The 8394-nt window shown below is 64.8% G+C and carries 6 protein-coding genes; 1 reads left to right on the top strand and 5 read right to left on the bottom strand.

Going from position 1 to position 8394, the window contains the following annotated elements:
• Positions 1-246: 246 nt before the first annotated feature.
• Genes WBB85_RS07940 through WBB85_RS07925 form a run of 4 tightly spaced genes read right to left on the bottom strand, consistent with a single transcriptional unit; the run spans position 247 to position 6990 of the window.
• Positions 247-2331, bottom strand: a complete 2085-nt coding sequence (locus tag WBB85_RS07940; RefSeq protein WP_432638082.1) for a hypothetical protein — start codon at positions 2329-2331, stop codon at positions 247-249.
• Positions 2328-5093 (bottom strand): DUF4159 domain-containing protein, encoded by a 2766-nt coding sequence (locus tag WBB85_RS07935; protein WP_432638081.1) that lies wholly within the window; start codon positions 5091-5093, stop codon positions 2328-2330. Before WBB85_RS07935 ends, WBB85_RS07940 begins: the two co-directional genes overlap by 4 nt.
• The gene (locus WBB85_RS07930) at positions 5093-5971 is read right to left on the bottom strand and encodes a DUF58 domain-containing protein (RefSeq protein ID WP_432638083.1); all 879 of its coding nucleotides are present in this window, start codon (positions 5969-5971) and stop codon (positions 5093-5095) included. Before WBB85_RS07930 ends, WBB85_RS07935 begins: the two co-directional genes overlap by 1 nt.
• Positions 5972-5985: 14 nt before the next feature.
• Complete coding sequence (locus WBB85_RS07925; protein ID WP_432638080.1) at positions 5986-6990, bottom strand: AAA family ATPase; 1005 nt, start codon at positions 6988-6990, stop codon at positions 5986-5988.
• A 61-nt stretch (positions 6991-7051) separates the two neighbouring features.
• Here WBB85_RS07925 and WBB85_RS07920 point away from each other — a divergent pair, with 61 nt between their 5' ends.
• A complete protein-coding gene (locus WBB85_RS07920; protein ID WP_432638079.1) occupies positions 7052-7651 on the top strand; it encodes a DUF1285 domain-containing protein in 600 nt (199 codons plus the stop codon).
• A 37-nt stretch (positions 7652-7688) separates the two neighbouring features.
• On the opposite strand, the gene WBB85_RS07915 is transcribed toward WBB85_RS07920, so the two are convergent.
• Entirely contained in the window at positions 7689-8291 is a 603-nt protein-coding gene (locus tag WBB85_RS07915; RefSeq protein WP_432638078.1) for an amino acid synthesis family protein, read from the bottom strand.
• Positions 8292-8394: the final 103 nt, after the last annotated feature.

The raw sequence follows: 8394 nt of genomic DNA, 5'->3' as shown, positions 1-8394 counted from the left end.
GCCCTGTCCGCGCCTATGGCGGCGGTCGTCACAAGCGCACTCAGTATCAGACCCCGCATCGGCCCCTCCCTTCACCTTTTCGAGTATGTCTCATCCCGACATTGCCGCGCATTCCGGACAATTGTGGTACCTGCCCTGCGGCATTTGATACTGTTTCCCATAGCGTTTCGTGGCTACCTGAACCAGTGATCGTATCTCTTTCGTTGGAATTCTTGCACTAAATTCATAACACAATCCCGAAACGCTTTAGCGCCGCCCTTCCCGCAACCAGGCCGCAACCGACAGTGCTGCAGCGACCATCAGGAAGGCCCAGGCGGGCAAGAGCGGCGCGATGCTGATATCGAGCGTCTGATACGCCTCGCGCGGGGTGATCCCGATCCAGCCGCGCCCGATGGCGGGGCGGCCTGCACGTACCCGCCGGACATCCGGTGCGCCCTCTTCAAGTCTGAGGAACCCGCCATTCGTCGGCACGACCAAAGGCGAGAGCTTGTCCTCGCTCGCGATCGTCTCTTCGAATTCCTTCGGGGCTGCGGGGCCCAGTGCCATCACCCGGTCCAGATCACCGTCGGTCATTCGGTAAAGCCCGATCTCGGGCACCTGAAACTCCGCCCGGTAGCGACCGGGGGCGGCCTCGGTCAGTTGCACCACCGTCTCGGTCCCGTCAGGCGCTGTCACCGTCACCTCGCGCGCGCCTTCGGTCAGAGTCCGCCGGGTGATCGTCAGGGTCTGGCCCTCGGCCTCGGCGGTCAGCGCCTCTTCCTCCAGATCAGGTTCCTTCATCATCCAGTGGGCCAAGCGGCGCAGCAGTTCCAGCTGCGGCCCGCCACCCTCGAACCCCCGGCTCCAGAGCCAGGCCTGATCCGAGGCCAAAAGCGCGATGCGCCCCTCACCCACACGGTTCAGGACCAGAAGCGGCCGCGCATCCGGCCCCTCCATGATCGTCTGCCCCACAGGATCGGTCAGTTCCACAAGCCGCAGCCAGCGGCCCCATTCCGGCGCACCGATGGTGCCTGCGGCCCCACCTTCGGGTGCGAAGGTTTCCAACCCTTCGGTCACGGGGTGACGTTGGCCAAGGTCGGATACGTGCGGGCGGTAGCCCTGTTCGACGATCCGCGCGGTGGGGCGGGCAGGAAGGATGTCACCAAGCCCGGAATGATAGAGACTTTCAACCGAGGCGAAATCGGGTCCGGCCGAGACCAGAACCGCCCCGCCGTCTTCGACATATTGACGGATATTGTCGAGATAGGAGGCCGGCAGAATACCCCTGAGCTGGTAACGGTCGAAGATGATCAGGTCGAATTCGCTGATCTTTTCGATAAAGAGCTCGCGCGTCGGAAAGGCGATCAGAGACAGCTCCGACACCGGCACCCCGTCCTGCTTTTCCGGCGGGCGCAGGATGGTGAAGTGGACGAGGTCCACCGCGCTGTCGGATTTCAAGAGGTTGCGCCAGGTGCGTTCGCCCGCATAGGGCTCACCCGACACCAGCAAGACCCGCAGCCGGTCGCGCACGCCGTTGACCTGAACGACCGCCATATTGTTGCGATCGGTCAATTCGCCCTCTTGCGCGTCGAGCGTGATCTGCACCACGTTCTGGCCGCCATGATCGAGGACAATCGGCAGGTCCAGATCCTGTCCCACCGGCACCGAATAGGTCTCGGGCTCTCCGCCGTCTATGGCGATGGTCAGCGCCGCCGTGCGCCCGGCGATATCTTCAGGAACGGCACCCTGTTCCTCGATCCGCAGGACCAGATTGAGAGGTTCGCCGATAATGCCGAAAACCGGGGCGGTCTTGATCATCAGCCGCCGGTCCCAATCCGCCGCATGCCCGGTCAAAAGCACGTTGAACGGCGCGGGCATGTCGGTGCCAACATCCAGATCATGAACCTGCCCGTCGGACACAAGGATCGCCCCCGCGATCCGGGCGCGCGGTTCTTCGGCCAATGCCTGCGACAGAGCACTCAGGGCAAGTGTTCCGGCATCGTCCGCGCCATCGGCAACGATGATCTTGCGCAGCTCGGTATTCTGCAAGGCCGCCACCTCGGCCTCGACCCGGGCGACGGCGGCGGCGGTCTGATCGGCGCGGTCAGACACGTTCTGGCTGGCGCTTTCATCGACAACAAGGACGACGATGTCGGAAAGCGGCCTGCGGTCCTCGGTCTGAAGCGAGGGCTGGGCGATGCCGGTGATCAGGCAGACGGCGGCAAGCGCCCGCAGCCACCAGCCCAGAAGGCCACGCCACAGGGCAAAGCCCGCAACAAGGGTGGCAATGGCGGCCAAAGCCCAGATCGCGGGCCAGGGCAGAAGCGGATCAAAGACGATCTGACCGGTCATTGCCCCAGCCTTTCCAGAAGGGCGGGCACATGGACCTGATCGGATTTGTAGTTGCCGGTCAGCACATGCATGATCAGGTTGACGCCGAAGCGGTAGGCAATCTCGCGCTGGCGCTCACCGCCCAGACCGCGCCCGACCGGCAGCATGGGCCGCCCGATATCGTCCACCGCCCAGGCCGCAGCCCAGTCATTGCCGCCGATCACAACGGGCGTCACCCCGTCATTGAGGTTGCGAAACGGCATGCCTTCGGCCTGTTCGGCGTCGGGCGGGGCGGCCTCCACCCAGACCGCGCGGCCCACGTGGCGGCCCGGGAAGTCCTGCAACAGATAGAAGCTGCGGGTCAGGACGTGGTCCGAGGGGATCGGCTCCAATGGCGGGATATCGAGCGGTGCGGCCAAGGCCTGCAACCGCCGCCCCTCAGGCGAGGCGGCGCCAAATCCGGCGACATCGGCGTCGCGCGTGTCAAACAGGATCATGCCGCCAGTGCGCAGATAGCGGTTAAGCTTCTGATAGGCCAAGGGCGACGGCGCGGGCTGGGTCGTTGTCACCGGCCAGTAAAGGAAGGTGTAGACCGACAGATCGTCGCTTTCCAGATCGACGCTGACGGGCAGGATCGGTTCAACCGATGTGCGGGCAAACAGCACTTCCGAAAGACCGAGCAGCCCGGCCTGCGCCACCTTGTCGACCTGCGCATCGCCAGTCGTGACATTGGCCAGAACCACATTACCCGCCACCTCGATCAGCCGGTCATCGCCCACTTCCTGCGCCTGCGCGCCACCCGGATCGGGCAGGATCAGCATGGCAAGGGCAAGAACGGCCATCCCCGACCTAAGGCCGGTCAGCCGCCCCGACAAAGCCAGCGAGGCGATGACATCTGCCATCAGAAGCGCCAGCGCCGCCGCAAGGAACCAGCCCTTCAGAAGGGTTTCACGCAAGATCGTCAAACCTTCAACGACCGTACCCGCAGGCCATTCAGCCGCGACAAGTTCACGGCCCGGCGCGATCACATTGACGGCCATGGTCCGGTCGCCCGAAGCATAAAGCCCCGGCGGCAGATCGGCGCCAAGCTGCGGCTCGGCCAGCCTTTCACCGGGAATGCCCGGCAGCGCCTCTGCCTCTTGCAGGGTGCCGAAGGCGTCGAGTACGCGCTCTGCCTCCCATGTCGTGCCCGTCAGTTCGGCCTCAACCGGCCGCGCCGGGCGGCTCGATACCGCCAGCCGTTCCAGCATCTGCACGAAGAGACCCGAGAGCGGCAGGCTCGACCATTCGGCATTGGCCGATACGTGGAAGAGGACGACCTGCCCCTCACCCACCGCGCGGCGGGTGACCAGGGGCGTGCCATCGGCCAGGGTGGCAATTGTCGCATCGGCCAGATCCGGCCCCGGCTGCGCCAGAACCTGCGCGGTGACGGTGACATCACCGAACGGCTCCAGCCCGGCAAAAGGCGACCCTTCTGCGAAGGGGGCAAGCTCTTTCGGCTCTCCCCAGCTCATCGTGCCGCCGACCGAGCGGCCACCGACGCGCAAACGGACGGGCAACAGCGGGTCAAGCGCATCGCGCCCGACATCAGAGGCGGCAAGATGCGGACCTGCGAACCGGACTAGAAGCCCGCCTGCCTCCAGCCAATCCGTCAACGCCGCAACTTCAGCGACCTTGGCGATATCGGCAAGGATGATGACATCGGGATTGGCAAGCACGACATCGCCCACGGTCCCTTCGATCAGATCGGCCGTGGGGGCCAGCGCCTGCCGCAGATAATGATCGGGCGACAAGAGTTCCAAACCCTCCTGCTCCGCGCTGCCGACGACCAAGGCCACCTTGCGGCGCTTGAGCGCATCATCGGCAAGGGCCACGGCACCGGCGGTGGTTTCGCCTGCAATCTCGAACCGGGTGATGCGGTTTCTCAACTCTGGTGGCAGATCGAACTCGGCCGCCGCCGCTGCGCCATCCGCCGCGAAACCCGCCGTAGCGCGGGCCAGTTCCCGCTCGACACCAGCCGGATCAAGCCCGCGCGCGACAACCTCAAGCGATCCGACCGCACCGGTCCGGGCGCGCAACGCCTGCACCGAGAGCTTGCCATCCGCATAAGAGGCAGCACCAAGGGCCAGCACATTGCGGGCACTTTCGATGGCCGTCACAACACCATGCCCGCCTAGGGCTGCGACAAGATCGGCATGGCCGTCGCGTTCAAGCCCATCAGAGAGCCAGAGCGTATCGAAATCGCCATCTGGCAGCATCTGGATCAGCGCCGCGATATCCTCCGGCGCCGGTTCCCATGGCACCGGCTGGATCGATGGCAGCCGCGTGGCAACCGCATCGGCGGCAGCAAACACGGGCCCATCGGGTGGAATGTCGGTCAGAGCCACCAAGGCGACAGGCCGACCTGCCCGCCCCGCCTCGGACAAGGCCGCGGCGATCCGGGCATTGCGACGCGGCCAGTCGCGGGCATCGGCCCAACCGGCATCGACCACGACCAGAAGCGGGCCTTTGCCTGCCTCTTTCGTTTCGGGGTTCAGGACCGGACCGGCAAAGCCGAGGATGATCAGCGCCACCGCCGCCATCCGCAGCAAAAGCAGCCACCATGGCGTCCGGTCGGTCTGCTGTTCGTCGTCCTTCAGCCCCAAAAGCAGCGCCACGCCCGGGAACCGCCGCCGGATCGGTGCGGGTGGGATAGCGCGCAGAAGCAGCCACAGCACCGGCAGTGCCACCAACCCCCAAAGGAGCCATGGCAATGTAAAACCGATGGGGCCAAGGACGAACATCAGTGATCCTTCCTCAGCGCTGAATAGAGCCAGAGCAAGGCCGATTGCGCCGAATCCCCGGTGTGATGTGTGGTGAACAGCCATCCGGCCTGCCGGGCGAGGTCGGCCAGCCGTTCCTTGCGCTCGGCCAGCCGTTCGCGGTAGCGGTCGCGCAGATCGCCTGCCTTCAGGGTCTCATGCAGCATCGTGCCTGCCATGCTTTCAAAGATCGTCCGCCCGTCATAGGGAAACGCCTCCTCGACCGGATCGAGAACCTGCATCAAAACACCCGTCACGCCCTTGTCTGCGGCAAGGCCCAGCGCCTTTTCGACACCCTCCGGCGCGCCCATGAAGTCTGACACGAAAACCGCCCGCGACCCGGGCAGGATCGCTCGTGCTTCCGGCGCGCCAAAATCGGCGTCGCCCGCCGGTCGGGTGAAGGCATGGGCAAGCCGCAGAAGCTGCACCTCGCCCGATCGCGGCGGGGCAACGCCGTCAGCAAGACCCACGCGTTCACCCGCGCGGATCAGAAGGACACCCAGCGCCAGCGCCAGAAGCCGGGCGCGGTCGGCCTTGGACTGGCGTTTGGCATCGCCGGTGAATTCCATCGACTGCGCGTCATCGACCCAGAGATGCACTGACTGCGCCGCCTGCCATTCGCGTTCGCGCACGAACTGCGCGTCGGCCTTGCCCGAGCGGCGCCAGTCTATGAACCGCGCCTCATCGCCCGCATGGGCAGGGCGGTATTGCCAGAACTCTGACCCCATGCCCGAAAGCCGGCGGCCATGTTCGCCAAGCTGCACTGTCGCGGCCAGATGCAGGGCATCGGCCATCAGCGGCGGCAGGGCGGAGGCCAGGGCTTCAGAATTGCGCCGCAGGCCCGCCGGGCGGGCCGACATATGTCCGGTGGCGGTCAAGCCGCTTCGGCCCGGGTGATGTCACGCGCCACACTGTCGATGATATCCGCCAGTTCCTCACCCCGCGCACGGGCGGCGAAGGAAAGCGCCATCCGGTGGCTGAGGACCGGCCGGGCCAGCGCCAGCACATCCTCGGCCGAAGGGGCAAGGCGGCCATTCAGCAACGCCCGCGCCCGGACTGTCAGCATCAGCGCCTGTGCCGCACGCGGACCCGGGCCCCAACTGACGCTGTCGTTGATCGCCTTGCCCGCCTCGGCCTCACCCGGACGACAGGCGCGCACAAGATCGAGAATCAGTTCGACAATCTTGTCGCCGACCGGCATGCGCCGGACCGTATTCTGCGCGGCGATCAGGTCTTCGGCGGTAAAGATACGCGGGCTTTCCTGCTTCGCGACACCGGTTGTCGCCAGCAGAATATCCCGCTCGGTATCGCGGGTCGGATAGTCGACATCAATCTGCACCAGGAACCGGTCAAGCTGCGCTTCTGGCAGCGGATAGGTGCCTTCCTGCTCAATCGGGTTCTGGGTCGCCAGCACATGGAACGGCGCAGGCAAGGGGCGGTGCTGACCGGCGATGGTCACCTCACGCTCCTGCATCGCCTGCAACAAGGCGGATTGGGTGCGGGGGCTGGCGCGGTTGATCTCATCAGCCATCAGCAACTGACAAAAGATCGGACCTTCAATGAAGCGGAACGACCGCGACCCATCCTTTGCCGTCTCCAGCACCTCTGACCCCAGAATATCGGCAGGCATCAGATCGGGCGTGAACTGCACCCGGCCCGACGAAAGCCCCATCACCGTGCCCAGCGTATCGACCAGCATGGTCTTGCCCATCCCCGGCAAACCGACCAGAAGCCCGTGCCCGCCGCAAAGCAGGGCCGCCAGTGACAGCTCCACCACACGCTCCTGCCCGATGAAACGACGCCCGACCGCCTGCCGCGCCTCGGCGATCTTTTCGCCCAGAACTTCGATCTCGGTCAGTAACTGGTCGGCCTCGGCCATGACAATCGCTCCCTCATCTGTATAGATGAGAGCATAAAGGCAGAAATTCCACGCGGCACCAATGGCGAATTCGGAAAAAGAACAATTGATCGTGAAGCCTTCGGCGGAAAACCTCGCAGCGGCGGCGAAAGCCGCAGGCAAAAAAGGGCCACCGCCGGTGCATTTGTGGAACCCGCCCTTCTGCGGCGATCTCGATATCGAGATACGCCGCGACGGGACATGGTTCTACCTAGGCACGCCGATCAACCGGCATGGGTTGGTGAAACTGTTCTCTTCGATCATCCGCAGGGACGGCGACGACTATTTCCTCGTGACCCCGGTCGAAAAGGTCGGCATCCGCGTTGTCGATGCCCCTTTCGTCGCGGTCGATGCCAATGCGACCGGTGCCGGGCGTGATAAGGCGATCACATTCGTGACCCATGTCGGGGATGAGGTGACGGCAGGCCCCGATCACCCGATCCGTGTCGCGCGCGATTCCGAGACCGGTGAGCCTTCTCCCTACATCCTGATCCGCGCCAATCTGGAGGCCCTGATCGACCGCAAAACCTTCTACCGGCTGGTCGAGCTTGGCGTGCATGAAGAGCACGAGGGGGAAAGTTGGTTCGGCCTCTGGTCCCGCAACACCTTCTTTCCCCTCATCCCGTCATCCCAGTTACAATGACCTGCCAGATGCAGCGCCATTGCCCCGATGAGGGCCGCTAGACCCCGGCCGGGTTGTCAACGTCCCGCCCAATGGCGGCAAGGTCGGAATAACGGTCGCCGATCCGGTGATGCGGACGCCCGCCCGTCGCGGCCCCCAACGCCACCACTAGTTCGTCATGCCCCGGCGCATCGGGGATTGCGAATTGCACGGTCAGGTAGTGAGACCGCCGCCCGCCATCATGCTTGTCCATCAGCGGGATCTGGATCTGGGTGTTCGCGGGCCCCCTTGAATTGGTGAAGCCGAGATAGGTCTTGGCCCCCACCGCCTCGCGGTAGAAATTGCCGTAAAGCAGCGTGTGGATCAGGGCCGAACCATGCTCCAGCTCGCAATCAGTGCCGCAAAGCGCTGCCTTACCATAGGCCTCGATCGCGTCGCCCGAACCTGCCAGAGCAATCAGCCGGTCTGTCAGCATGCGACCCAGGGGCGGGGCCATGCGCCGGATCTCGGGGCCGAGATCCTCGACATATCCCTGCCCATGCCAGGGGTTCTTCACCACAGCGGCAACTCCGATCATCCGAAGCACCGGATCGGCAGCGCGATCACCGTCGCGGTGGATATCCTCATCATAGGTCACGACTTTGCGCAGTTCCGGCAGCATGCGTTCTCTCCCTCAACTTCCCGTCACGCGACGGACTTTTCCGGTTGTCTCATTGCCCTGATAGTTGCCGAAGGCACCGTGTCGGAATTCGGCGGCGTAGCGT

The sequence above is a fragment of the Albidovulum sp. genome, from assembly GCF_049646345.1.
In the GTDB taxonomy this organism is placed as follows: domain Bacteria; phylum Pseudomonadota; class Alphaproteobacteria; order Rhodobacterales; family Rhodobacteraceae; genus Albidovulum.
Note: the sequence above shows the minus strand (reverse complement) of the source record. Positions and strands in the feature narration are given on the sequence as shown.